The organism is Micromonospora sp. NPDC023814, assembly GCF_040639595.1.
Taxonomy (GTDB): domain Bacteria; phylum Actinomycetota; class Actinomycetes; order Mycobacteriales; family Micromonosporaceae; genus Micromonospora.
The window spans coordinates 68,602-94,338 of the sequence record NZ_JBFAAF010000028.1; the positions used below are offsets into that span (position 1 = coordinate 68,602).

A 25,737-nucleotide genomic window follows, 5' to 3' on the forward strand; every position below is an offset into this window, starting at 1 on the left:
TGACACCGGACGAGAGCGAGTGCAATCACGCTCAGTGATGCGAGTCGCTCCCTGACGGGCAGTCACGCGGAGTGACGGCCGACGGCTCACCGACACGCTCCGCGTCCCACCGGAGCGACAGCGTTTCAGCGCCCGACCGAGGGCCGGCAGCCTCAGTAGCCGACCGAGGGCCGGCCGGCCCCGCGGTCGACCGGAACGCCGGCCGGCTCAGCGACCGGCCGGCGTGCCGGTGCGCAGGACACCGGCGTAGATGTCGAGGAGTTGCTTGGTGACCACGTCGGGGTGGAAGGTGCGCTCGTAGCGCAGCCGGGCGGCCGGCGCCAGCGCCGCGGCCCCGGCGGCGGCCACCGGCAGGGCGGCGGCCAACGCCGCCGGCTCGGGAGGTGCCACCCAGCCGGCCTCGCCCCGCCGCACGCCCGCCGGCAGGGGCGCCGGCCCGTCCCCGGCGACGGCGGAGGCGACGGCGGCCGGTCCGGTGCCGGCGGGCTCGCGGGGCGCGTCCGCGCCGACCAGGTACGGGATGCCGCCGAGCGCGGTGCCGAGCACCGGGCGGCCGGCGGCGAGCGCCTCGATGATCACGGTGGGCAGCACGTCGTGCCAGGTCGAGGTGGCCAGCACCACCGCGCTCGCCTCCAGCGCGGCGCGCACCCCCGCCCGGTCCAGCGGCCCGAGGAAGGTCACGTCCGCCCGGTCCGCGGCCGCTGCCTCCACCAGCGGGCGCAGCTCGCCGTCGCCCGCGATGCGCAGCGGGCCGAGCGCCCCGTCCGGGTGTCGCCGCCAGGCGTCCAGGAGCAGGTCCAGCCCCTTCTCAGGGGAGAGCCGGCCGAGGAAGAGGAACCCCGCGCCCAGCGGGGCGGGACGGCCCGGGTCGGGGATCGCGTTCGGCTTCACCACGATCCGCTCGGCCGGGATGCCGTAGTCGCGCAGGTGGTCGGCGACCGCCGAGGTGAGCGCGATGAACCGGTCCACCGAGCGCCACGTGCCGCGGTGCACGGCCAGCGTGGTCGCCATCAGCGCGCTCTGCGCGCGCGAGCCCCGGTAGCAGCGGTGCACGATCGCCGGCACGCCCAGCGCCCGGCCCCGGCAGTCCTGGCAGATCATCCCGTCCCGGAAGTAGAGCCCGGAGGAGCAGACCTGCCGGTAGTTGTGCACCGTCTGCACCACCGGCACGCCGTGCCGGTGCGCGGTCCGCACGACCCAGGGCGAGATCAGGGGGTACGGGTTGTGCAGGTGCAGCACGTCCGGCCGGTGCTCGGTGATCAGCCGGCTCAGGTCCTCCTGCGCGCGGGGCGCCCAGATGGGGGAGATCGGCAGCAGCGCCTTGGCCGTCTTCGGCATCGTCGGGATCTCGTCCGAGCTGCGGATGAACGGCAGCACCTCGACGCCGGCCGCCGTCAGTTGGGCGATCTCCGCGTCGACGATCGTGTTCTCACCGGACGGCTGGGCTTCCCGGTACCGGTTGTGCGCCACCACGATTCTCACGGGAAAGAAGGCTACCGTTGGCTGGTGCCCGAACTACCGGAGGTTGAGGCGCTCGCGGGTTACCTGCGCGAGCGCGCGGTGGGGCGGCGCGTCGACCGGGTCGAGGTCGCCGCGATCAGCGCCCTGAAGACGTACGACCCGGCACCGACCGCTGCGGCCGGGCGGACCGTGGTGGACGCCCGCCGGCACGGCAAGTTCCTCGACGTGGTGCTCGACGGCGACCTGCACGTGGTGGTGCACCTGGCGCGGGCGGGCTGGCTGCACTACCGGGAGGCGTTCCCGTCCGCCGCCCCGCTGCGCCCCGGCAAGGGCCCGGTCGCCCTGCGGGTACGCCTCGACGACGGCTCCGGCTTCGACCTGACCGAGGCCGGCACCCAGAAGAGCCTCGCCGTCTACCTGGTGACGGACCCGGCGACGGTGCCCGGGGTGGCCCGGCTCGGCCCCGACGCCCTCGCCGCCGACCCGGCCACCTTCGCCGAGCGGATGCGCAGCCGCAAGGGCCAGGTCAAGGGGGTGCTCACCGACCAGACGGTGCTGGCCGGCGTCGGCAACGCGTACTCCGACGAGATCCTGCACGCGGCGAAGCTGTCGCCGTTCGCGCTGACCCACCGGCTGACCGACGACCAGCTCGCGGCCCTGCACGCGGCCACCCGGGAGGTGCTCGGCGACGCGGTGCGCCGGTCGGTCGGGCAGAAGGCGGCCGAGCTGAAGGGCGAGAAGCGCTCGGGCCTGAAGGTGCACGCCCGGACCGGGCAGCCGTGTCCGGTCTGCGGCGACACCGTCCGCGAGGTCTCGTTCGCCGACTCCAGCCTCCAGTACTGCGCCACCTGTCAGACCGGCGGCAAGCCCCTCGCTGACCGTCGGTTGTCCCGGCTCGTACGGTGAGTGACGACACTGCCCGACTACGGAGGGGAATCGACCCTCTCGCTCCGAAGGTCGGAGTCGGAGCTCTACCGGGGCCGCGATCCATCGGTATAGTGGCTCGGTCCCCGGCTTCTGAAATGGCGCGGAGCCGGCCAGACGCCAGGCGGCACCACACCGGCGCAATGTCCCTCGGGTCGGCGTACGGGTCGGCACCGCGTGGGAGACTGGGACGGTGGGCGACCCGGGCCCTCACGGCGAGTGAGCGGCACGTGTCATGCGGGAGGACATGGGTGAGGTGACGACAAGCCTCCAGCGCCCGGTAACCAACACAGGCCGGAGCAAACTCGTGCGGCACGTCGACAGCTTCGAGATCCAGCCGCCGGCGTCGCCGTCCCCCAACGGCGTGCCCCGGTCCGCGTGGGCCCGGGCCCGCCGCCGGGTCTCGCGCTGGCACCGCCCCTACATCACCCTCCTGCTGCTGCTCGACTTCGCGGCCGCCGCGGTCGCCAGCCTGATCGCCATCGAGACGTTCGACCAGTCTCGGGCGGGCTTCTACAACGCCGAGCAGGATCCGACGTGGTTCCACACGGTGGCGTTCGTGCTGCTGCCGCTCGGCTGGGTGGTCAGCCTCTGGGCCAACCGGGCCTACGACCGGCGCTACCTGGGCCTCGGGCCGGACGAGTACAAGCGGGTCATCCGGGCCGGCGTGGCCGTCACGGCCACGGTGTCCTTCCTCGCCTTCGCCACCAAGACCGACCTGTCCCGTTACACGGTCGGCACCGCCCTGCTCGCCGCGCTGCTGCTGATCCTGCTGAACCGGATGCTCTGCCGCTTCGTGCTGCACGTGGTCCGGCGCAACATCGGCCAGGCCGGCCACCGGATGGTGCTGGTCGGCACCCTGCCGGAGTGCCTGGAGGTCTACACCGCGGTCACCCGCAACCCGGCCGCCGGGCTGGTGCCGGTCGCCATCCACGTCACCGACGGCTACGCGGCCGCCAAGGGCATCGAGACCCCGGTCCCGGTGTACGCGGGTCGGGACGTCCTCGCCCTCGTCCGCGAGGTGGGCGGCGACACGATCGCGGTCTGCGGCTCGGCCAGCGCCGAACCGGGCGAGCTGCGCCGGCTGGCCTGGCAGCTGGAGGGCTCCGGCGTCGACCTGGTCGTCGCCCCGCAGCTCACCGACATCGCCGGCCCCCGGGTGCACATCCGGCCGATCGAGGGCCTGCCGCTGCTGCACGTCGAGGAGCCGACCCTGTCCGGGCCGGCGCTGCTCGCCAAGAACCTGATGGACCGGGTGGCCGCCGGGCTGGGCCTGCTGCTGCTGGTCCCGGTCTTCCTGGCCATCGGGATCTCGATCCGCCTCTCCGACCCCGGCCCGGTGTTCTTCCGCCAGCCCCGGGTCGGCCACGAGGGCCGCACCTTCCGGGTCTGGAAGTTCCGCACCATGTACGTGGACGCGGAGGACCGGCTGGCCAGCCTGGTCGACCAGAACGAGACCGACGGCATGCTGTTCAAGATGAAGCAGGACCCGCGGGTCTTCCCGGTGGGCCGCTTCCTGCGGGCCTCGTCGCTGGACGAGCTGCCCCAGCTGATCAACGTGCTCAAGGGCGAGATGTCGCTGGTCGGGCCGCGCCCGCTGCCCGCCGACGACGGCGACTTCCTCGGCGACGTGCGCCGGCGCCTGCTGGTCCGGCCGGGCATGACCGGGCTGTGGCAGGTCTCCGGCCGCTCCGACCTGTCCTGGGACGAGGCGGTTAGGCTCGACCTCTACTACGTCGACAACTGGTCGCTGGCGTACGACCTGAGCATCCTGTGGCGCACGGTCGGGGTGGTGCTCGCCCGCAAGGGCGCGTACTGACCCCTTGGCGAGCGGGCCGGCAGGGGCCAGGATCGCTGCGTGGGTGGCAACCTCTCGGCCGTCTTCGGCGTCGTCTCGCTGGTCACCGCGCTGGCCGCGGCCCTGTTCGCGGTGGTCCGGCTGCGCGGGCGGCGGGGCATCGCCACGGCCACCCAGCGGGCCACCTACGAGGTGTTGCACACCGCCGGGCTGGCCGCCGAGCCGCTGCGCGCCGGCCTGGGCGCGGCCAACGCGGCGAAGGCCGTACGCCACCTGCGGGCCCTGGTGGGGGCGGCCGGGCTGGCGCTGACGGACCGGGACACGCTGCTCGCCCTGGACGGGCGGGGCGGGCACCACGACGACCAACTGGTCGCGGCGGCCCGGCGGGCCGTGGCGACGGGCCGCTCGACCGTGCTCGGCGACTCGGAGCTGCACTGCGACCGGGTGGACTGCCCGGTGCGCGGCGCGGTGGTCGCCCCGCTGACCGGCGCCGACGGGCGCACGGTCGGCGCGCTGGTCGCGGTCGCCGACGGCCAGCCGGAGCCCGGCCTGGTGCAGGCCACCCTGGAGACGGCGCACTGGGCCGGCAACCAGCTCGCCCTGGCCGAGCTGGACTCGTCCCGGGAGCGGCTGGCCCGCGCCGAGGTGCGCGCCCTGCGCGCCCAGATCAGCCCGCACTTCATCTACAACGCGCTGACCGCGATCGGCTCGTTCGTGCGCACCGACCCCGACCGGGCCCGGGAGCTGATCCTGGAGTTCGCCGAGTTCACCCGGTACTCGTTCCGGGCGCACGGCGAGTTCACCACGCTGGCCGAGGAGCTGCGCTCGATCGACCGCTACCTGACCATCGAGCGGGCCCGGTTCGGCGACCGACTCCAGGTGCGCCTCCAGATCGCCCCCGAGGTGCTGCCCGTGACCCTGCCGTTCCTGTGCCTGCAACCGCTGGTCGAGAACGCCGTCCGGCACGGGTTGTCCCGCAAGCCGGGCACGGGCATGGTGTGCATCGAGGCCCGGGACGCGGGCACGGAGTGCCACATAACGGTGGAGGACGACGGAGTGGGGATGGATCCGACCGCGCTGACCGCCGGCATCGCCGAGCTGGCCGGCGCCACCGGGGACCCGGGCGACAACCCGGGCCAGCACGTCGGCCTCTCCAACGTCGACGAGCGGCTCCGCTCGGTCTTCGGGGACGGCTTCGGCCTCGTCGTCGAGACGGGCCTCGGTTCCGGTACGAAGGTGAGCATGCGGGTGCCGAAGTTCCACCCCGGCGTACGGGCGGGCTCGTGATCGACCGGACCGGCGGGGTGAACCCGTCCGGTTTCCTCCGGGTGCTGGCGGTCGACGACGAGCCGCCGGCGCTGGACGAGCTGGCGTACCACCTGCGGGCCGACCCCCGGGTGGCCCGGCTGCACACGGCGGGGGACGCCACCGAGGCGCTGCGGGTGCTCCGCGACGGCGACGTGGACGTGGTCTTCCTCGACATCCGGATGCCCGGGCTGGACGGCATGGAGCTGGCCCGGGTGCTGCGCCGCTTCGCCCGCCCACCGGCGATCGTCTTCGTCACCGCGTACGACGACGGGGCGGTGGACGCGTTCGACCTGGGCGCCACCGACTACGTCCGCAAGCCGGTACGCGCCGAACGCCTCGCCGAGTCGCTGCGTCGGGTCATCGGCGCGCGGGTGGTGCCGTCGCACCCGGCGGCCCTCGCGCGGGCGGAGGAGGACCCGACCATCCCGATCGAGCTGGCCGGCACCACCCGGATGCTGCCCCGCTCGGCGGTGCGCTGGGTGGAGGCACAGGGCGACTACGCGCGGCTGCACACCGCCGACGGCTCGCACCTGGTCCGGGTGTCGCTGGCGACCCTGGCCGAGCGCTGGGCGGATGCCGGGTTCGTCCGGATCCACCGGTCGTACCTGGTGCAGCTCAAGCTGATCGCCGAGCTGCGGCTGGTCAACTCCGGCTATGTCGTGGTGGTCGACTCGGCCGAGTTGCCCGTGAGCCGCCGGCACACCCGCGAGCTGAAGGACAAGCTGGTGCGCGCGGCGAAGCAGGACTGGAACCGCTGAGGCGGGAATAAGCTCGCATTGTCGTACGCTGTACGGTACTCCGTACGACATATGGAGGCCGCCTTGTTCGATGCCGCGACCGAATTCGACCGTCAGCTCGACCGCCTGGTGGAGCTGGGCTACCCGGCCCTGGCCGAGCTGACCGAGGACGCCTTCCGTGCCCTCGTCGCCCCGCTGCGGGCGGCGGCCGTCACCGGGGCGGCGGGCCTGCCGGCGCCGGCCGAGGGTCGGGTGCCGTTCCTGCTGGTGGTCACCCGCGACCTGGTGCCGGTGGAGGCGCGGGTCGCACTCACCACGCTGGCCGGCAAGCGGAAGCCGGGGATCGTCGACCGGCACTACGCCGAGGGCGACCTGCCGAAGTTCGACCCGATCAAGGAGCTGGAGGTGCCGGCCGGGCCGGCGTACCTGCTCTTCGACGTCGACCGGGGCGAGGAGACGCTGAACCTGGCGCCGGCCGCCGCGATGGAGGTGATCACCGGCCAGGGCCGGCTGCCGCTCACCATCGACGAGGGGCTCGCCTTCGTCACGCTGCACCCCGAGGCGCTGGCCAAGAACAAGTGCTTCTCGCTGGTCGGCTCCCGCTGCGGCGACAGGCGGGTGCCGGCGATCTGGATCAGCCAGGGCGCGCCGAAGCTCGGCTGGTGCTGGTACGGCAACCCGCACACCTGGCTCGGCTCCGCCTCCGCCCGTCCGGAGCGCGTCGGCCTGCCCTGAGCGGTCGCCGGGACGGCCGGGGAGCTGACGCCCCGGCCGTCCCGGCCTGATCGCCTCTGCCCGGCCGTCCCGCGCTCGGTCAGTCCGGGAGAGGGAACCGGGTCCAGGTCACGCCGTCCGTGGTGAGCTGCACGTGGTCCGCGCCGCCCACCGTCATGTCGTCGCGGCCGTAGAGCCAGGCGTACCCGGGGGCGGCGCCGACCCCGCCGTCGCGCCGGTCGTAGGTGCGGACCGTGGTGAAGTGCCGCCCGGAGTCCCGGCTGGCCCAGAGACGCGAGGTGAAGGTGGGCACCTCGTTCTCATCGGCGACGTTGTCCGACTCGGCCACCAGCAGTGCGCCGTCCGAACCGATGGTCATCGCCAGCCCCTCCGGGGTGTCGGGGAGGTCGGTGCCGACGTCCGCCCAGCTCTTCCCCCCATCGGTGGTCCGCAGCAGTTGGACCGGACCCTCCACCGCCATCGGCGGCGCACCCGGCGGCGGCGGCGGATCGATCAACAGGTACGCCTCCTGTCCACTGACCCCGACCACCGCACGCACGTCCGCTCCCTTGGCCGGCCGCCAGGTGTTCCAGGTGGCGCCCCGGTCCACGCTCCGAGCGACCACCATGACGCCGATGTCACCCGGCCAGTAGGTCACCCAGATGGCTCCGTCCACGCTCGGGTAGATGCTGAAGGGTGGATAGGGCGACGGGGGCGTGCCGCCGAGCCGGTAGACCGCCCCCGTCGACGGGTCCACGGCCACCGGTTCCCGGAGCGCGCCACAGCCCACATGCCCCTGGCAGAAGACCGGTCGGGCCTTCGCCGGGAAGGCGGACACCGTCACCATCGCCTGCGCGGCGTCCCGCCAGGTGCGGCCGTAGTCGGTGGAGAGCTTCAGCAGGTCCCCGTCGCGGATCAGGTAGGAGCGCTGCCCGAGCACCGAGAACTCCGGGGTGGCGAGCGGCCTTCCCTCGGCGTCCTCGCCGCAGCGGGTGGTGCGGTAGCGGGTCGCCTCGTCGCCGGTCCAACTCCGCCCGCCGTCATCGGTGTGTCTGAACCGCACGGTGGGACATCCCCCGTCGCTGTCCCACACTCCCGCGACGACGCCCGAGTCCGGCCCGGTCAGGAACAGCTGCCCGCCCCGGTACGGCTTCACCGGAGGCTGGTCCGGGCCGGCCCAGTCGCCCCCCCGGTTGCCGGCGGCCAGGGGCAGGACCGCCATGCTGGCGAAGGCAACGACGAGAGCCAGCGCCAACCCGGCGGTACGCTGCCGGCGGCGGGCCCGGGCGGCCACCCACAGGTCGTCGAGCGGCGGCTGACGGACGGCGTCGGCGACGGTCCCGACGTCGAACCCGCTGAACTCACGATCGGACATCGGCCCTCCCGGTCTGCATGCTGTCGATGGCGTCGGAGTCGGAGTCGGTGAGCAATGCCGCCAACGCCTGCCGGCCGCGCGACAGGCGGGACTTGACCGTGCCGGCGGAGACGCCGAGCGTCGCCGCCACCTCGTCCACCGGCAGGTCGACGAGGTAGTGCAGGGCGAGCGCGTGCCGCTGCCCCTCGGGCAGCTGCCGCAGGGCGGCGAGCAGCGCCAGGTGTTCCGGCGCGGTGTCCGCGACGACCGGCGGGGGGCCGATCCGGCGCAGCAACCCGTCGAGCACCCGGCGACGCCGGTGGCGGCTGCGGGCCACGTTGACCGCCACCCGCCGCAGCCACGCCTCCGGGTTCTCCAGCCCGGCGAAGCGCCGGGGCGCGGCAAGCGCCCGGGTGAACGCCTCCTGGACCGCCTCCTGCGCCTCACTCAGGTCGCCGGTCACCGCGTACAGCTGGACCACGAGCCGGCGGAAACACCCGGCGTAGACCTCCGAGATCAGATCACCGTCGGACACCGTCACCTCCCTTCTCCACCTGTCCCACTCGCCAGCGGGGCAGAAGGTTCCGGCGACAGCGGTTTCCACGGAGTTATCCACAGGGGTGACGCGTTCTCCACAGGTTATGCACAGCCCGGTGCGGACGGCCCCACCGACCGGGCCGCGCACCGACGCGACGCCGACCGGCCCCTTGACAATCGCGCTGATCAGGCGAGACTGCCGGGGTGGCCGCCGCCGACGATCGCGCCCGGGCGGCCCGGACCGCAGGCCGGCCCGGGCCGCCGGAACAGCCACGGCCGGGGGCGCCCGGGCAGCCCCGGCCGGGCGTACCGGGACAGACTCCGGCCGCCCAGCCTCGGGCCCGGATCGTGCTGGCCGAGGTGTCCCGCCGGGAGGACCGGGCGGAGCGCACCCGCGCCGAGCTGGCCCAGCAGACCCGGGTCGGCGAGGCGCTCGTCCGGGGGCTGGTCCGGGCCCAGTTCGCGCTGGCGCTGCGGCTCTCCCTGGTGGTGGCGATCGGGCTCGGCGGGTTGCCGTGGCTGTTCGCCATCGCGCCCGACGTCGGCCGGATCACCGTGCTCGGCGTCAACCTGCCGTGGCTGCTGCTCGGCGTGGTCTCGTTCCCGTTCCTGATCGCGGTCGGCTGGGCGTACGTGCGGCTCGCCGAACGGAACGAGCAGGACTTCACCGATCTGGTCCAGCGGCCGGAGCGCTAACGTGGGCAACGATCTCGTCGTCCCGGCGATCGTGGCGGTCACCCTGGTCACCGTCGGCATCGGCTTCTACGGGCTGCGGCTGGCGCGCACCACCTCCGACTTCCTGGTCGCCTCGCGGGCGATCAGCCCGACCTGGAACGCGGCGGCGATCGGCGGCGAGTATCTCTCGGCGGCGAGCTTCCTCGGCGTCGCCGGGCTGATCCTCAAGTACGGCGTCGACGTGCTCTGGTACCCGGTGGGCTTCGCCGCCGGCTACCTCGCGCTGCTGCTCTTCGTGGCCGCGCCGCTGCGCCGCTCCGGGGCGTTCACCCTGCCGGACTTCTGCGAGCTGCGGCTCGGCTCGCGCCGGCTACGCACCCTCGCCACCGCCTTCGTGATCTTCATCGGCTGGCTCTACCTCGTGCCGCAGCTCCAGGGGGCGGGGCTGACGCTGGCCACGGTGGCCGGCTCGCCGTACCCCCTGGGGGCCCTGCTGGTGGCCGTGGTGGTCACCGCGAACGTGGCGCTCGGCGGCATGCGCGCGATCACCTTCGTCCAGGCCTTCCAGTACTGGCTGAAGCTGACCGCGCTCGCCGTACCGGCGATCTTCCTGGCGTTGCAGTGGCAGGCCGACGCCCGTCCGGCGGTGACCCCGCCCGACGGGCCGACGTTCCGGACCGCGACCACCGTCGTGGTCGAGCACCGCGCGACCCTCACCCTTCCCGACGGCCAGATCCGGGAGGTACGCCCCGGCGACGAGCTGTCGTTCGCCGCCGGTGACCCGGTGCCGGAGGTCTCCGGGGTGGCCACCGACGCGGCCGACTGGCTGCTGCCGAGCACCGCCGGGGACGACGACCGGGGCCTGTTCGCGACCTACTCGCTGATCCTGGCCACCTTCCTCGGCACCATGGGGCTGCCGCACGTGCTGGTGCGTTTCTACACCAACCCGGACGGCGCGGCCGCCCGGCGCACCACGCTGGTGGTGCTGGCCCTGGTCGGCGCGTTCTACCTGCTGCCCACCATCTACGGGGTGCTCGGCCGGATCTACACCCCGCAACTGCTCGTCACCGGCCAGACGGACGCGGTGGTGGTGCTGCTGCCCGGCGCCGCGCTGGGCGACGGGGCGACCGGGCGGCTGCTCGCCGCGCTGGTCGCGGCCGGCGCGTTCGCGGCCTTCCTGTCCACCTCGTCCGGGCTGCTCACCAGCGTCGCCGGGGTGATCTCGACCGACGTGCTCGGCCGGGGCTCGGTCCGCGGGTTCCGGCTGGCCACGGTGATCGCCGGCGGCGTGCCGGCGGTGCTCGCGCTCAACCTCGCCGGGCTGGACGTGTCCCAGGTGGTCGGGCTGGCGTTCGCGGTCGCCGCGTCCAGCTTCTGCCCGCTGCTGGTGCTGGGCATCTGGTGGCGCGGGCTGACCGACCTCGGCGCCGCCGCCGGGATCCTGGTCGGTGGCGGGGCCGCTGTCGGGGCGGTGCTGGTCACCGTGCTCGGCCCGCCGCTGTCCGGCTGGCCGGCCACGCTCACCGCGCAGCCGGCCGCGTGGACGGTGCCGCTGGCCTTCACCGTGATGGTGGCGGTGTCCGTGGCGACCCGCCGCCGGGCGCCGGCCGACGTCGGGGCCACCATGCTCCGGCTGCACGCGCCGGAGGCGCTGCGGCTGTGAGCGACCGCTGCCACGCCCCGGGTACGCCTCGGGGATGACCGGGGGATCATCCTGCGGCCGGACCGGTGGCCGGCCGACGCCGGATACGGTCGGACGCATGACTGCTGAGCACCCGGCTCTCTCCCTCCGTGGCCTGGCCAAACAGTTCGACGGCAAGGTCGCGGTGGCCGGTGTCGACCTGGACGTGCCGGCCGGCTCCTTCTACGGCCTGCTCGGCCCGAACGGCGCCGGCAAGACGACCACCCTGTCCATGGCGGTCGGCCTGCTCCGGCCCGACGCCGGTGGGGCGTGGGTGCTGGGGCACGACGTCTGGGCCGACCCGGTGGCCGCGAAGCGGCTGCTCGGCGTGATGCCGGACGGCGTACGCCTCTTCGACCGGCTCAGCGGCGCGGAGCTGCTCGCGTACCACGGCCTGCTGCGGGGCATGGACCCGGCGGTGGTCGACCAGCGGGCGGCGGAGCTGCTGGACGTGCTCGCGCTCGGCGACGCCGGGCGGACCCTGGTGGTCGACTACTCCGCCGGCATGAAGAAGAAGATCGGCCTGGCCTGCGCGCTGCTGCACGGGCCCCGGCTGCTCGTGCTGGACGAGCCCTTCGAGGCGGTCGACCCGGTGTCGGCCGCGCTGATCCGGGACATCCTGCACCGGTACGTGACCGGGGGCGGAACGGTCGTCTTCTCCAGCCACGTCATGGAGGTCGTCGAGCGGCTCTGCTCGCACGTGGCGATCCTGGCGGCGGGCACCATCAAGCGGGTCGGCACCATCGACGAGGTACGCGGTGGCCGGCCGCTGGAGCAGGTCTTCGTCGAGGTGGTCGGCGGCCGCACGGCGACCGGGGAGGAGCTGGCGTGGCTGTCGCGGTAACGCACCCGACCAGCCCGACCAGCCCGACCACGGCGGTCCGACGGGTCTCCGCCCGGCACTTCGTCCGGCTCAAGCTGCGGGTGATGGGCAACAACTTCCGGGGCCAGGGCTGGCGGGTCGGCCTCTTCGTGGCCGGCGTGCTGGCCGGCCTCTGGCTCGGCGGCACCGGCTTCTTCCTCTTCGCCGCGCCCGGCCTGGCCGACGGGGGCCGCTACGCGCTGATGGTCGCCTCCCTCGGCGGCGGCTTGGCCGTGCTCGGCTGGCTGCTGCTGCCGCTGGTCTTCTTCGGGGTGGACGAGACGCTGGACCCGGCCCGGTTCGCGTTGCTGCCGCTGCCCCGCCGCACGCTGGTCACCGGGCTCTTCGCCGCCGCCTTCGTCAATGTCCCCACGCTCGCGGTGCTGCTGGCCCTCTCCGGGCTGGTGGTCACCGCCGGGGCGCTGGGCGGCTGGTCCGCCGCCGCGGTGATGTCGGTCGGGGTGGTCGCCGGGCTGCTGCTCTGCGTCGCGGGGGCCCGGGCGGTCACCAGCGCGTTCGCCACGGCGCTGCGGTCCCGCCGGGTCCGTGACCTGGCCGCCGTGCTGCTCGCCGTGCTCGCCGCGCTGCTCGGCCCGTTGCAGCTCGCGGGCGTCGCCGCCCTTGGGGACGCGGACTGGGACCGGCTCGACGGCGTGGCCGAGGTGATCGGCTGGACGCCGTTCGGCGCCCCCTGGACGGCCGGCATCGACGTGGCCGAGGGCCGCGCCTGGGCCGCCCCGGTGAAGCTGCTGATCACGGCGGCGGCGATCGTCGCGCTGCTGGCCTGGTGGTCCCGCTCGCTCGAGTCGGCCATGGTGGGCGCGGCCAGCGCCGGCCCGGCCCGGGCCCGACGCGGCGTGGCCGGCGGGGCGGTCGCCCAGCTCTTCCCGCGTGCGGTCGGCTGGGCCCGCCGGGACCGGTTCGGCGCGCTGGTCGCCCGGGAGGCCCGCTACTGGTGGCGGGACGCCCGGCGGCGGGCCAACCTGATCACCGTCGCGGTCGTCGGCCTCTTCGTGCCGGTCATGGTCAACCTCGGCGGCTCGGGCTTCAGCGTGGGGGCGGAGCAGGGGTTCAGCGTCCCCGACACGGCGTCGCCGGTGCTGGTCAGCCTGTCGATGCTCTTCGTGGGCCTGCTCGCCGCGGTCACCCTGGCCAACCAGTTCGGCTTCGACGGCAGCGCGTACGCCGCGAACGTGGTGGCGGGCGTACCGGGGCAGGTGGAGCTGCGCGCCCGGATGGTCGCGTTCTCGATCTACCTGCTGCCGATGCTGGCGGTGATCTCCGTGGTCGTGGCGGTGGTCCTCGGCGAGCCCGGCTGGATCGGGCTGATGGCGGGCACCCTGATCGCCACCTACGGCGCGGGGCTCGCCGTCAACACCTTCGTCTCGGTGCTCGGGGCGTACTCGCTGCCGGAGACGAGCAACCCGTTCGCGCTGAACAGCGGCGCCGGGGTGGCGAAGAGCTTCCTCACCCTGCTGTCCATGCTCGCCTCGGCGGTCGCCGCGGTGCCGATGGTGGTGGCCGCCGGGCTGCTCGGCGACGTCTGGCTCTGGCTGGCCCTGCCGCTCGGCGCGGCGTACGGGCTGGGCGCGGCGCTGCTCGGCGCGTACCTGGCCGGCGACGTGCTGGACCGCCGCATGCCCGAACTGCTCGCCACGGTGACCCCGCGCCGCTGACGCGAAGGCGACCCTCGATCGGCTGCAACCTGCACCGCCCACCCGGGTTGTGCTGGGCAGAGCCGCGCCGCCGCGCCGGGGGCTTGCCGGGCGGCGGCACTATGGCCGGATGCCCGTCGTCGAGGCGGTGGCGACCGTGCCGGTGCCACCCGAGTTGGCCTTCGCGGTCTCGCAGACCACCGCGCCGGTGCGCTACCGCTGGGACCCGTTCGTCCGCGAGCAGCACTTCGTCGACGGGGCGACCCGTCCCGGCAAGGGCGTTCGCACCTTCACCCGCTCCCGACACGGGCTGACCATGGTCAGCGAGTACGTCTCCTGGGCGCCACCGAGCCACGTCGGCATGAAGATGGTGAGTGGCCCGCGGTTCTTCGAGATGTTCGCCGGCGGCTGGCGCTTCGCGCCCGCGTCCAAGCCGGGGTGGACGGTCGCCACCTGGCGGTACAGCTTCCGCTGTCGTCCGGCATTCCTACGTCCGGTCGCCGACCGGATCGGGGTCTGGCTGCTCCGCCGGGACATCCGCCGCCGGATCGCCGGTTACGCCGCCGGCTGCACCGACCCCGAGGTGCTGGCCGCCGCCCGCCGCGCCCTCACCGACTGAGCAGCAGGGGTACGCCTCAGCCCGAATCAGGAATGCCCGGCCGACCCGCACGGGTGGCGATGATCAGTTGATGGAAAACCAGGCGCAGACGGCGCTGGGCACCGGTTCTCCATCAACTGATCATCGGGGTGACCCGGCACAATGTTTCACGTGAATCATGAGCCGGGCGCCGAGATCCACCACACCGATCCGTTCGCCGTGCCCGCCGGGCAGCGCTCCCCCGTACGCCGGTTGCGGGGCCGGCTGGCCTCGCCGGTGACCCTCTGGACGGCGCCGGGGCCGGCGGGCCTGACGGTGTCGTCGACGCTGATGGCGGAGGGCGAGCCGGACCGGCTGCTCGGCCTGGTCGACCCGGAGTCGGACCTGTGGGCGGCGGTCGAGTCCGCCGGCCGCTTCGCGGTGGCCCCGCTGAACCCGTCGCACCGGCAGCTCGCCGACCGGTTCGCCGGCCTCTTCCCGTCGCCGGGCGGTCTCTTCGCCACCGGGGCGTGGACCGACACGCCCTACGGCCCGGTGCCGACCGACGCCGGGGGCTGGGCGGGGTGCCGGCTCGACGCCGCCCGCGAGTACGGCTGGGGCCTGCTGGTGGAGGCCACCATCGAGGCCGTCGAGCTGACCGGGGAGACGGATCCGCTGCTGCACTACCGGGGCCGGTACCGCGAGCTGACCTGACGAGGACCGGCGCGTCCCGGACGACTGGCTGCGGACCACCCGGCTCCGGACGACTGGCTGCGGACCACCCGGCTCCGGCCACCGGTTCGTGGCTCGTCGTGACCGGCGGACACCGGTCCGGAGACGGGACCGGTGTCCGGCCGGTGGTTCGACCCCGACGACCGTTCAACGGAGTGAGCTGCGTCACTCGGCGCAGCCACCGTGCCGTTCGGCGCAGCCGCCGACCGGCGTCGATCTCAGCCTTCCCCGGCGGGGAGCGCGCTTTCTACCGTGCGCGAAAACCCCGACGCCTGTGAAGGTGGTGATCCACAAATGTCCACGGACACACCTGCGTCCGCGCCCTCCGCGTCAGCGGCGGACCGGTACCTCGCCGTACAACGGTCGGACGAGTTCGCCGGGTTGCGTCGCGCGCTGCGCGGCTTCGTCTTCCCGATGACCGTCGCGTTCTTCCTGTGGTACGCGCTCTACGTGATCCTGTCCGCGTACGCGCGGGACTTCATGGGCACGAAGCTGTTCGGCAGCAACATCAACGTCGCCCTCGTCTTCGGCCTGCTCCAGTTCGTCTCCACCTTCGTGATCGCCTGGCTCTACTCCCGGTTCGCCGACCGGAGGATCGACCCGGTCGCCGACCGGATCCGCGCCGAGATCGGGGAGGTGACGCATGAACACGGTCCTCGCGGCTGAGGCGGGCAGCACCACGGCCCGCAACCTCACCATCACCCTGTTCCTGGTCTTCGTGGCGGTGACCCTGGCCATCACCATCTGGGCCAGCCGGCAGACCAAGACCGCCACCGACTTCTACGCCGGCGGACGGTCCTTCTCCGGCTTCCAGAACGGCATGGCGATCGGCGGCGACTACATGTCGGCCGCCTCGTTCCTCGGCATCGCCGGCATCATCGCCCTCTACGGCTACGACGGCTTCCTCTACTCGATCGGCTTCCTGGTCGCCTGGCTGGTGGCCCTGCTGCTGGTCGCGGAGCTGCTGCGCAACTCCGGCCGCTACACGATGGCCGACGTGCTGGCCTTCCGGATGCGTCAGCGCCCGGTGCGTACCGCCGCGGCGGTCTCCACCATCACCGTGTCGATCTTCTACCTGCTGGCCCAGATGGTGGGCGCGGGCGCCCTGGTCGCGTTGCTGCTCGGCATCAAGCCGGGCACCACCTTCCTCGGCATGGACGCGGACACCGCCAAGGTCGCCACCATCATCATGGTCGGCGCCCTGATGATCATCTATGTCACGGTGGGCGGCATGAAGGGCACCACCTACGTGCAGATCGTCAAGGCGTTCCTGCTCATGGGCGGCGCGCTGGTGATGACCGTGCTGGTGCTGGCGCACTACAAGTTCAACCTGTCGTCGCTGCTCGGCGATGCCGCCGCCGCCTCCGGCAAGGGGAGCGCCTTCCTGGAACCCGGGTTGCGGTACGGCGTCGACACGCCCGGCGACGCGCTGAAGACCTTCTACAGCAAGATGGACCTGCTCTCGCTCGGCATCGCGCTGGTGCTCGGCACGGCCGGCCTGCCGCACATCCTGATCCGCTTCTACACCGTCCCGACCGCCAAGGCGGCCCGCAAGAGCGTGCTCTGGGCGATCGGCATCATCGGCACCTTCTACCTGCTGACCCTGGCCCTCGGCTTCGGCGCGGCGGCCCTGGTCGGCAGCGAGGCGATCACCGCCCAGGACAAGGCGGGCAACACGGCGGCCCCGCAGCTCGCCGAGGCGCTCGGCATCGACTTCCTCGGCGGCGACCTGGGCGGGGCAACCCTGTTGGCGATCATCGCGGCGGTCGCCTTCGCCACCATCCTGGCCGTGGTGGCCGGCCTGACCCTCGCCTCCTCGTCGAGCCTGGCGCACGACTTCTACGCCAACGTGATCAAGAACGGGGCGGCGTCGGAGCGGCAGGAGGTGCGGGTCGCCCGCGTCTCCGCCCTGGTGATCGGCGCGATCTCGATCGTCCTGTCGATCTACGCGCAGAACCTGAACGTGGCCTTCCTGGTGGCGCTCGCCTTCGCGGTCGCCGCCTCGGGCAACCTGCCGGCGATCCTCTACAGCCTGTTCTGGAAGCGGTTCAACACCTCGGGCGCGGTCTGGGCCATCTACGGCGGCCTGCTCTCCGCCGTCCTGCTGGTGTTCTTCTCGCCGGTGGTCTCGGGGGTGCCCACCTCGATGTTCCCGAACCATGACTGGCAGTGGTTCCCGCTGTCCAACCCGGGCATCCTCTCCATCCCGTTCGGCTTCCTGTGCGGCTGGTTCGGGACCGTGATCTCGAGGGAGCACGACGAGGAGAAGTACGCCGAGCTGGAGGTGCGCGCACTCACCGGCGCCGGCGCCCACTGACCCCACCCGATGGAGGGCCCCCGGCACCGGGGGCCCTCCCGCCACGCCCGGTGCGGGATCGGGGCGATGGGTAGGCTGACCGGCATGAACGTTGCTGCGCGCTTCGGAACCGGTCACCGCGTCCTCGTCACCGGCGGCGCCGGTTTCGTACCGTCACACCTGGTCGACGCGCTGATCGCCCGCGGCTGCACGGTGGTCGCCCTGGACAACTTCGTCACCGGGTCCAAGGAGAACGTCGCCCACCTGACGGACGAGCCGAGGTTCACGTTGGTCGAGGCCGACATCTCCGACGGGCTGCCGACCCACCACCCGGCCATGGCCGAGCGGTTCGACGCCATCCTGCACATGGCCTCCCCGGCGAGCCCGACGGACTTCGAGAAGCTCCCGGTGGAGATCCTCCGGGTCGGCTCGGTGGGCACCCTGCACCTGCTGGACCGCGCGGTCGCCGACGGCGCCCGGTTCCTGATGGCCTCCACCTCCGAGGCGTACGGGGACCCGAAGGAGCACCCGCAGCGCGAGACGTACTGGGGCAACGTCAACCCGATCGGCATCCGCAGCGTCTACGACGAGGCGAAGCGCTTCTCCGAGGCGGCCACCATGGCCTACCACCGCAGCCGTGGGCTGGACGCCGCGATCGTCCGGATCTTCAACACGTACGGCCCCCGGATGCGGCCGGACGACGGCCGCGCCATCCCGACGTTCATCTCCCAGGCGCTGCGCGGGGAGCCGATCACCGTGCACGGCACCGGCAACCAGACCCGCTCGATCTGCTACGTGGCGGACCTGGTCCGCGGGATCCTGCTGCTGCTCGACTCCCGCGAGACGGGGCCGATCAACTGCGGCACCGAGCACGAGATGAGCATGCGGCAACTCGCCGAGACGATCGTGTCCCTCTGCGGCAGCAGCTCCGAGGTGACCTACATCACGCGCAGCGCCGACGACCCGGAGATGCGCCGCCCCGACCTGACCCTCGCCCGTGAACTGCTCGGCTACGAGCCGACCGTGGCGCCCGAAGACGGCCTCCGGCGCACGATCGAGTACTTCCGCGAGCGGCTAGGGTAACCGACCGCCCGGGCGACGCCGGCAAACGCCGGCTTCGCCTGGAGGCGACAGTGGCCGGTCGTACGTACCCTGAGTTACATGTCAGCGACCACGCCCGCCGGTGTCCCGCTCCCGTACCTGCACCGCAGCGCCGGGCGCGCGTCGGTGCCCGGCTCCGGCCGGGACACCGCGGGTCGCGCCCGGCCGACCGAGGCCCGCTGGTACCCGTCGACAGACGAGGCGCGGGCCGGCGGCCCGGGTGGCCCGTCGGGTCCGGGTGGCCCGGGTGACCCCGGCGGACCGGGCGGTCCCGGCGGCCCCTACCGCCCGGGGCGGCGCGGCGCGCGTCCCCGGTGGGGCCGGATCGGCCTGGTGGCCGGCGTCGCCGTGCTGGTGCTCGCGCTCCTGGGCGGGGCCGGCGCCTGGTTCTACGCCCGGAGCCTGAACGACGACCTGGCCCGCACCGACCCGTTCTCCGAAATCACCGGCGGCCGGCCGGCCAAGGCGGTGGACGGCGCGCTGAACATCCTGCTGGTCGGCAGCGACTCGCGGGACCCGGACGCCCCGGTGGACCAGTCCAGCAAGTGGCGGGCCGACACGATCATCGTGATGCACATCCCGTCCGACCACCAGCAGGCCTACCTGGTCTCCATCCCCCGCGACCTCTACGTGCCGATCCCCGAGGGCGCGAACGCGGAGTGCGGCTCCGGCCAACGCGGGAAGATCAACGCGGCGTTCGCGTTCGGCGGGCTGCCGCTGGCCGTCCGGACGGTGGAGTGCTTCACCGACGTGCGGCTCGACCACGTGATGGCGATCGACTTCGCCGGCTTCAAGCAGGTCACCGACGCCCTGGGCGGCGTCGACCTGAAGGTCGAACGGACCATCACCTCGATCCACAAGCCGTACCGGACCTTCACCAAGGGCACCAACCACATGGACGGCGCCGAGGCGCTGGACTGGATCCGGCAGCGCAAGCAGTTCCCGGACGGCGACTTCGCCCGGATGCGCCACCAGCAGGAGTTCCTCCGCGCGCTGATGGACAAGGCGGCGAGCACGGGCACGCTGACCAATCCGAAGCAGCTGAACGACTTCCTCAAGTCGGTGACCGCCGCGGTCACCGTCGACGAGGGCTTCTCGCTGGTCGACATGGCGGTGCAGTTCCGCAACCTGCGGGGCGAGAACCTCACCTTCGTGACCAGCCCGCACGTCGGCAGCCAGACCATCAACGGGGAATCCGTGGTGGTCTCGGACAAGGAGAAGGCGCTGGCCATGTACAAGGCGATGTCCGCCGACACCATGACCGCGTGGGTGAAGGCCAACCAGAAGGCCGACGGCACCGGGAGCTGACCCGCTCCGCATCGACGCCGGCCCCCACCGTGATCGACGGACGTCGTCGCGGGTCGGGGGCCGGCTTCGCGTTTCCTGTGAGCCAACGGCCGACCGGTCGTATCGATCTGGACGTTTGGACAGTTTTCCTGAATGACGGCGGGGACAACGCCAATTGACGTCCCGACGAACTACCCAGGACGGGAAAGCGTCCGTACAGTGATCCCGCCCCCTGATCACGCGAGCTGGAGCACGCATGCCGGTTCAGACCAGCCGTCGCCCTCCGGCGGTGGAGTCCCCCGGCGGCCCGGCGCGGGCCGCCACGACCACCCCGACCCGGCCCGGGAAGGGCGGGAAGACAGGCGGCGGGCCCGCGAAGAAGCGGTCGCGCCGCATGGACCCGCTCTGGGCCCGACTCACCCTGATCCTCGGCGCCGTGCTGATGATGACCAGCGGCGTCGCGATCGTCGGCAGCAAGGCCCTGATCAGCAAGGCCACCGGCAGCATCGCCCAGCGCAACCTGCTGGGCGACGCGGGCAAGTCGGACGCCGAGGGCGGTGCCAACCTGGACGGCCCGATCGACATGCTGCTCCTCGGCGTGGACGCCCGGGAGCGGTGGGCCGCCGACGACGTCCGGGCGGACAGCATCATCGTGCTGCACATTCCTGCGACGCACGACCAGGCGTACATGATCTCGATCCCGCGCGACACCGAGGTGGAGATCCCGGGCCACGGGACCGACAAGATCAACGCCGCGTTCCAGTTCGGCGCCCGGAACGGGGGCGGCTGGGAGGGCGGCGCGCAGTTGATGGCCAAGACCATCAAGAAGCTGACCGGGGTCAGCTTCGACGGCATGGCGATCATCAACTTCGGCGGCTTCAAGAACATCATCGATACCCTCGGCTCGGTGCGCATCTGCGTGAGCCAGGAGGTCACGTCGATCCACATGTCGTACGTCGACGGCAAGCCGATGTGGAACGCGGACGCCAAGAAGACCGGCAAGCGGATGACCCCGGTGGTGCACAAGAAGGGCTGCCGGGAGATGGAGGGCTGGGCGGCGCTGGACTACTCCCGCCAGCGCAAGACCCTGAAGAACGGCGACTACGACCGCCAGCAGAACCAGCAGCAGCTGATCAAGGCGATGGCGAAGAAGGCCACGGAGAACGGCACGCTGACCAACCCGCTCAAGCTCAACGAGCTGATCAAGGCGGCCGGCAAGGCGTTCATCCTCGACGCCGGCGGGGTACCCGTCGCGGACTTCATCTTCACGATGCGCGGCGTCACCGGCAACGACCTGGTCATGCTGAAGACCAACGGCGGCACCTTCCACGGCGACGGCAGCCGGGAGACGCTGAGCCAGGAGACGCTGGACATGTTCGGCGCGGTCAAGCAGGACAAACTGGCCGAGTTCGTCTTCGCCAACCCTCAAGTGATATCCAGCCGCACCTAGCGCCGGCCCGGCCCGCCCGAGCGCGCGGCGGCCGGGCAAATTCGGTGAAGCGGCCCGGGAGCACGGAGCCGCCCGTAGCCTGACGTGAGAGAGATTCACGTACGGCCGCGGGGAGGAGTCACGTCCAGATCGGCGCGCGACGATCGGGCCGGGGCCGACGCCCGGGCCGCCCGGCCGCGCCGCGCCCGCTGGCCCCGCGTCCTGCTCGGCCTCGGCCTGGCCGTGGTGCTGCTGGCCGGGCTCGCCGTGGTCGGCCTCCGGGTGCTCGGCGACCGGTACGAGCGCACCGTGGTGCGGGAGCAGTTGCTCGACCCCACCGCCCGCCGGGAGCGGACCGACCCCGACGGGCCGCTGAACTACCTGCTCGTGGGGACCGACCGGTGGCAGAGCGGCAGCGCGGCGGACCGCCGGTCGGACAGCATCCTCATCGTGCACGTGCCGGCCGGCGGGCGCGAGGCGTACCTCGTCTCCGTCCCCCGGGACCTGCTGGTCGCCATCCCGCCCGGCAACGGCTTCGGCGGCGGGCAGGACAAGGTCAACGCGGCGTACGAGCACGGCGGGGGCGGCGAGCCGGGCACCCGGCTGCTCTCGGCCACCCTCGCCCGGCTGACCGGGATCCGCTTCGACGGCGCGGCCCTGATCGACTTCTCCGGCTTCCGCAAGGTCATCGACCTGCTCGGCGGGGTACGCATGTGCGTGGACACCGAGGTCCGCTCGATCCACACCGACCGGGTCTTCCACCCCGGCTGCCAGCAGATGGACGGCGGCGAGGCGCTGGACTACGTCCGCCAACGCTACGACCTGCCCGGCGGTGACTACGACCGACAGACGCACCAGCAGCAACTGCTCCGGGCCCTGCTGGAGCGCACGAGCGAGACGTCGCTGCGGACCAATCCCGTCAAGCTCGACCAGGTGATCCGGGCGGTGGGCAGCTCGCTGACCGTGGACACCAACGGCGTACCGCTGGAGGACCTGGTCCTCGCGCTGCGCGACCTGCCGGCCGACGCGCTGCGCGGCGTGCAGGTGCCCTCCCACCCGCAGACCATCGACCAGGTGTCGTACGTGGTTCTCGACAACGGCGGGAACGGGCTGTTCGAGGCGGTCCGCGGCACCCGGGTGCCGGAGTGGGCCCGGGCCAACCCCCGGTGGGTCACCCGACTGTGACGTGCGGGATGCCGCCGCCGGCCGCACCCGGCCGCACCGACCGCCCGCCGACGGTCGGCGGGCGAGGTTCTAGGCTTGGCGCGTGTTCGGACCCCAGGTTCCCACCGTGACCGTGCCCGAGATCGCCGACGACGCCTACCTGCTCGACGTCCGGGAGGACGACGAGTGGGCCGCCGGCCACGCTCCCGGCGCACACCACCTGCCGATGATGGAGCTGCCGGCCCGGATCGCGGAGGTGCCCGCCGACCGCGACGTCGCCGTCATCTGCCGCTCCGGCGGGCGCTCCGCCCAGGTCGTCGCGTACCTGATGCGCAACGGCTGGGACCAGGTGCGCAACGTCGCGGGCGGGATGGACGAGTGGGCCGCCGCCGGGAGACCCGTCGTCGGCGGGAACGGGCAGCCGGGCCACGTCCTCTAGGCGGACGGGATGGGCGCACCCCTGGTCTTCGCGCACCGCGGCTCCTCGTACGACCTGCCCGAGCACACCCTCGCCGCCTACCTGCGCGCCCTCGACGAGGGTGCGGACGGGCTGGAGTGCGACGTCCGGCTGACCCGGGACGGGCACCTGGTCTGCGTGCACGACCGCCGGCTCGACCGCACCAGCAACGGCCAGGGCCTGGTGAGCACGCGTACCCTCGCCGAGCTGGAGGCGCTGGACTTCGGCTCCTGGCACCCCCGCTGCGTGCCCGCCGACGGGGACGAGGTGCTGGACGAGTCGCACACCCGGCTGCTCACCCTGGAGCGGCTGCTGGACGCGGTGCTCGCCGCCGGGCGGCCGGTCCGGCTGCTCGTGGAGACCAAGCACCCCTCCCGCTACGGCGGCGACGTCGAGCGCCGGCTCGTCGCGCTGCTGCGCCGGTACGGCCTGACCGAGCCGAAACCGGACGATCCGGTACGCGTCACCGTCATGTCGTTCTCCGCGCTGGCCGTACGCCGGACGCGGGAGCTGGCCCCCGCGCTGCCCACGGTGCTGCTGCTGGAGGTGCTGCCGCCCTGGCTGCGGGCGGGGCGGCTGCCCTTCGGCGCCCGGATCGCCGGGCCCGGCGTGGCGCTGGTGCGGGCCCGCCCGCAGCTCGTGCCCGCGTTGCGGGCGGCGGGCAACCAGGTCTACGTGTGGACCGTCAACGAGCCGGCCGACCTGGACCTCGTCCTGTCCGCCGGAGTGGACGGCATCATCACCGACCGGCCGGCGCACGCGCTGGCCCACCTGGGCCGCTGACCGCGCGCCCGAACCGCGTCCCCGGCCCGCCCGGCCCGACGCGGGCGGCCCGGACCGGTGGGCGGGATCCGGCCGGGCAGGGGTGTCCGGAAACCGACCGTCGGGGCACACTCGGGGCATGCCGGAGCGTACCGACCTCTCCGCTCTCATCGCCGGCCGCACCGCGGTGATCGACTCGATCAACTCCGGCGGCGCCGGCGTCCCCGTCCTCACCCAACTTCTCCGGGTGGTCCGGCCCGCGCTCGACGCGGCGGGCATGGCCTTCGTCGAGTTCACGCCGACCGGTGGCCGGGTGATCGCCGCCGCCGGCGCCGTCGAGTGGATCATCGGCCGCCCCGTCCCGCCCGACGACCCGGCCGTCGCCTGCCTGCTCTCCGGCACCCGGGTACGCCAGGTCCGGACGGACCGGCTCACCGGCAGGCTCGCCGGCGAGCTGGCCGCACGCGGCCTGCTCCGGATGGTGGTCGCCCGCGCGGAGGTCGGCGGGCTGACCGTCGGCAGCCTGCACGCGCTCTACCCGGGCGAGGACGGGACGCGGGACGCCGGCCGGCACGACGCGATGGGCTACATCGCCTCCTGCATCGCCCACATGTACGGCGACCAGACCGGGCTGCCGGTGCACGGCGACGGCCCGGTGGTGGCGGCGCTGGCGGACGGGCTGGCCGTGGTCGACCGGGACGGGCACGTGCGGCTCTGGAACCCGGCCGCCGCCCAGGTCACCGGCCGTTCCGCGGCCGAGGCGCTCAACCGGCCGCTGCCCTTCCCGCTGCCGCCGTCCGGGCAGGTGCTCGACCACCGGCTGCCGGACGGCCGCTGGCTCAAGATCACCTCCGGGGAGCTGCCCGGCCCCGGCACCCTGCACGTGGTGACCTTCCGCGACATCACCGACCAGCAGCGGCGCGACCACGACCGGGACCTCTTCGTCGCCGTGACCAGCCACGAGCTGCGTACGCCGGTGACCGTGATCAAGGGCTACGCCGACACGCTCACCGACCACTGGGAGTCGCTGACCGAGACCGACCGGCGGCAGGCCGCCCGGGTCATCGGGCAGCGCGCCAACGAGCTGGCCCGGCTGGTCGACCGGCTGCTCTCCGCCGCCGCCGAGCCGGGCCCGGGCGACGAGCCGCCCGCCCCGTACGACCTCGGCGACGCGCTGCGCGCGACGGTGACCGACCTGCCGGCGGAGCTGCGGCACCGGCTCGTCCTCCGCCTCCCGGCCAACCTGCCCAGGGCGCTCGGCCACCGGCCCAGCCTGGCCACCGTGCTGACGGAGCTGTGCACGAACGCCGGCAAGTACTCCCCGCCCGGCTCCCCCGTCGAGATCAGCGCGGACGCGGACGGGGCGACCGTCTCCTTCCGGGTCAGCGACCGCGGCATCGGCATCCGGCCGGAGCACGTGGAGCGCGCGTTCGACCGGTTCTGGCAGGGGGAGTCGGGCGACCGCCGCCGCTATCCCGGGGCCGGTCTCGGTCTCTATCTCGTCCGCCGGATCGTTGAACAGCAGAATGGATGGGTATTCCTCCGGCCGAGGGCCGGTGGCGGTACGGTCGCAGAGGTGCGGCTGCCGCGCGGGGGACCGGCGACGGGCGGCGGGGCGTGAAGGGGCGAAGGTGTCGACGGGAGCTGCCGAACGGGCATGGTGCGTGGTGGTGCCCCACCACGCCACGGGGGCGCGGCTGGCGCGGCACCGGCTCGCCGACGAGCTGACCGGCGTCGTACCCCCGCCGCTCCTGGCCGACCTGGTCGCGGTCCTGGCCGAGCTGGTCGGCAACGCGGTCCGGCACGCCGACCCGCTGCCCGGCGGGGTGGTCCGGGTGGCCTGGCGAGTGCGCAGCTCCGCCGCCGGCCAGCAGGTGCAGATCCGGGTCACCGACGGCGGCGCCGCCGCGGGCCCGCGGATGCGGGTGGCCGACACGGACGCCGTCGACGGCCGCGGCCTGCACATCGTCGCGGGGCTGGCCGACCGCTGGGGCGTCGAGCGTGACGGCCTGGGCCAGAGCGTGTGGGCCGAGTTCGACCCGGCCGACGTCACCCGGTCGGACCTGGCCGTGGCCGGCTGACCGTCCCCGACAGGCGGGTCCTGCCCACGCCGGCCGGCTGCGGCCTCTAGTACGGCAGCCGCCATTTGTTAGCTGACCAGGGCGTAGTCGCGGTTCAGTCGGGTGCGTTGGTGGAACCAGCGTGCGCGGGCCTGGTGGCGGCGTC

General features: G+C 73.3%; 23 protein-coding genes and 1 pseudogene. 21 read left to right on the plus strand and 3 right to left on the minus strand.

Features of this window, described 5'->3' with window-relative positions; all coding sequences use genetic code 11:
* Positions 1–207: 207 nt before the first annotated feature.
* Positions 208–1,482: a glycosyltransferase gene (locus tag AB0G14_RS17315; protein ID WP_357698346.1), complete on the minus strand. Its 1,275-nt coding sequence runs from the start codon at positions 1,480–1,482 to the stop codon at positions 208–210.
* Positions 1,483–1,506: 24 nt separating this feature from the next.
* Between AB0G14_RS17315 and AB0G14_RS17320 the strand changes: the two genes are divergently transcribed.
* The 5 genes from AB0G14_RS17320 (at position 1,507) to AB0G14_RS17340 (ending at position 6,963) form a co-directional block, all read left to right on the plus strand.
* Positions 1,507–2,367: a DNA-formamidopyrimidine glycosylase family protein gene (locus AB0G14_RS17320; RefSeq protein WP_357698348.1), complete on the plus strand. Its 861-nt coding sequence runs from the start codon at positions 1,507–1,509 to the stop codon at positions 2,365–2,367.
* A gap of 265 nt (positions 2,368–2,632) precedes the next feature.
* Entirely contained in the window at positions 2,633–4,204 is a 1,572-nt protein-coding gene (locus AB0G14_RS17325; protein ID WP_357698389.1) for a sugar transferase, read from the plus strand.
* A gap of 39 nt (positions 4,205–4,243) precedes the next feature.
* Positions 4,244–5,470 carry a histidine kinase gene (locus AB0G14_RS17330; protein WP_357698350.1) on the plus strand — a complete coding sequence of 409 codons (1,227 nt, stop codon included), beginning with the start codon at positions 4,244–4,246 and terminating at the stop codon, positions 5,468–5,470.
* A gap of 17 nt (positions 5,471–5,487) precedes the next feature.
* Positions 5,488–6,249, plus strand: a complete 762-nt coding sequence (locus AB0G14_RS17335; protein ID WP_357698391.1) for a LytTR family DNA-binding domain-containing protein — start codon at positions 5,488–5,490, stop codon at positions 6,247–6,249.
* 63 nt (positions 6,250–6,312) lie between these two features.
* Entirely contained in the window at positions 6,313–6,963 is a 651-nt protein-coding gene (locus AB0G14_RS17340; RefSeq protein ID WP_357698352.1) for a DUF5701 family protein, read from the plus strand.
* A gap of 79 nt (positions 6,964–7,042) precedes the next feature.
* On the opposite strand, the gene AB0G14_RS17345 is transcribed toward AB0G14_RS17340, so the two are convergent.
* Together AB0G14_RS17345 and AB0G14_RS17350 are read right to left on the minus strand one after the other, a co-directional pair.
* The gene (locus tag AB0G14_RS17345; RefSeq protein ID WP_357698354.1) at positions 7,043–8,317 is read right to left on the minus strand and encodes a hypothetical protein; all 1,275 of its coding nucleotides are present in this window, start codon (positions 8,315–8,317) and stop codon (positions 7,043–7,045) included.
* Positions 8,304–8,831 carry a sigma-70 family RNA polymerase sigma factor gene (locus AB0G14_RS17350; RefSeq protein WP_357698356.1) on the minus strand — a complete coding sequence of 176 codons (528 nt, stop codon included), beginning with the start codon at positions 8,829–8,831 and terminating at the stop codon, positions 8,304–8,306. Before AB0G14_RS17350 ends, AB0G14_RS17345 begins: the two co-directional genes overlap by 14 nt.
* Positions 8,832–9,178: 347 nt before the next feature.
* On the opposite strand from AB0G14_RS17350, the gene AB0G14_RS17355 reads away from it, so the two are divergent.
* From AB0G14_RS17355 to AB0G14_RS17430, 16 genes and pseudogenes are all read left to right on the plus strand, one after another.
* A complete protein-coding gene (locus tag AB0G14_RS17355) occupies positions 9,179–9,529 on the plus strand; it encodes a hypothetical protein (RefSeq protein WP_357698394.1) in 351 nt (116 codons plus the stop codon).
* 1 nt (position 9,530) lies between these two features.
* Entirely contained in the window at positions 9,531–11,171 is a 1,641-nt protein-coding gene (locus AB0G14_RS17360) for a cation acetate symporter (RefSeq protein ID WP_357698358.1), read from the plus strand.
* Between the two features lie 97 nt (positions 11,172–11,268).
* Positions 11,269–12,033, plus strand: a complete 765-nt coding sequence (locus tag AB0G14_RS17365; RefSeq protein WP_357698360.1) for an ABC transporter ATP-binding protein — start codon at positions 11,269–11,271, stop codon at positions 12,031–12,033.
* The gene (locus AB0G14_RS17370) at positions 12,018–13,727 is read left to right on the plus strand and encodes an ABC transporter permease (RefSeq protein ID WP_357698362.1); all 1,710 of its coding nucleotides are present in this window, start codon (positions 12,018–12,020) and stop codon (positions 13,725–13,727) included. Before AB0G14_RS17365 ends, AB0G14_RS17370 begins: the two co-directional genes overlap by 16 nt.
* Positions 13,728–13,836: 109 nt before the next feature.
* Positions 13,837–14,325 (plus strand): SRPBCC family protein, encoded by a 489-nt coding sequence (locus AB0G14_RS17375; RefSeq protein ID WP_357698364.1) that lies wholly within the window; start codon positions 13,837–13,839, stop codon positions 14,323–14,325.
* Between the two features lie 141 nt (positions 14,326–14,466).
* Positions 14,467–14,997, plus strand: a pseudogene (locus AB0G14_RS17380) (flavin reductase family protein); the annotation flags it as partial.
* Positions 14,998–15,309: 312 nt separating this feature from the next.
* The gene (locus AB0G14_RS17385) at positions 15,310–15,681 is read left to right on the plus strand and encodes a DUF485 domain-containing protein (protein WP_350702596.1); all 372 of its coding nucleotides are present in this window, start codon (positions 15,310–15,312) and stop codon (positions 15,679–15,681) included.
* Positions 15,659–17,332, plus strand: coding sequence for a cation acetate symporter (locus tag AB0G14_RS17390; protein ID WP_357698367.1), 1,674 nt, complete (start codon positions 15,659–15,661; stop codon positions 17,330–17,332). The genes AB0G14_RS17385 and AB0G14_RS17390 overlap by 23 nt, the downstream gene beginning before the upstream one ends.
* 84 nt (positions 17,333–17,416) lie before the next feature.
* Positions 17,417–18,394: a UDP-glucuronic acid decarboxylase family protein gene (locus AB0G14_RS17395; protein ID WP_357698369.1), complete on the plus strand. Its 978-nt coding sequence runs from the start codon at positions 17,417–17,419 to the stop codon at positions 18,392–18,394.
* Between the two features lie 78 nt (positions 18,395–18,472).
* The gene (locus AB0G14_RS17400; RefSeq protein ID WP_357698371.1) at positions 18,473–19,720 is read left to right on the plus strand and encodes an LCP family protein; all 1,248 of its coding nucleotides are present in this window, start codon (positions 18,473–18,475) and stop codon (positions 19,718–19,720) included.
* Positions 19,721–19,955: 235 nt separating this feature from the next.
* A complete protein-coding gene (locus AB0G14_RS17405) occupies positions 19,956–21,149 on the plus strand; it encodes an LCP family protein (RefSeq protein WP_357698373.1) in 1,194 nt (397 codons plus the stop codon).
* A gap of 225 nt (positions 21,150–21,374) precedes the next feature.
* Positions 21,375–22,313 carry an LCP family protein gene (locus tag AB0G14_RS17410; protein ID WP_357698396.1) on the plus strand — a complete coding sequence of 313 codons (939 nt, stop codon included), beginning with the start codon at positions 21,375–21,377 and terminating at the stop codon, positions 22,311–22,313.
* Positions 22,314–22,395: 82 nt separating this feature from the next.
* Positions 22,396–22,731 carry a rhodanese-like domain-containing protein gene (locus AB0G14_RS17415; protein WP_357698375.1) on the plus strand — a complete coding sequence of 112 codons (336 nt, stop codon included), beginning with the start codon at positions 22,396–22,398 and terminating at the stop codon, positions 22,729–22,731.
* A 9-nt stretch (positions 22,732–22,740) separates the two neighbouring features.
* On the plus strand, positions 22,741–23,532 hold the full coding sequence (locus tag AB0G14_RS17420) for a glycerophosphodiester phosphodiesterase family protein (protein ID WP_357698377.1): 792 nt from the start codon (positions 22,741–22,743) through the stop codon (positions 23,530–23,532).
* A gap of 118 nt (positions 23,533–23,650) precedes the next feature.
* Positions 23,651–25,132: an ATP-binding protein gene (locus AB0G14_RS17425; protein ID WP_357698379.1), complete on the plus strand. Its 1,482-nt coding sequence runs from the start codon at positions 23,651–23,653 to the stop codon at positions 25,130–25,132.
* 43 nt (positions 25,133–25,175) lie between these two features.
* Positions 25,176–25,592, plus strand: a complete 417-nt coding sequence (locus AB0G14_RS17430) for an ATP-binding protein (protein ID WP_357698398.1) — start codon at positions 25,176–25,178, stop codon at positions 25,590–25,592.
* The last annotated feature ends 145 nt before the right edge of the window (positions 25,593–25,737 follow it).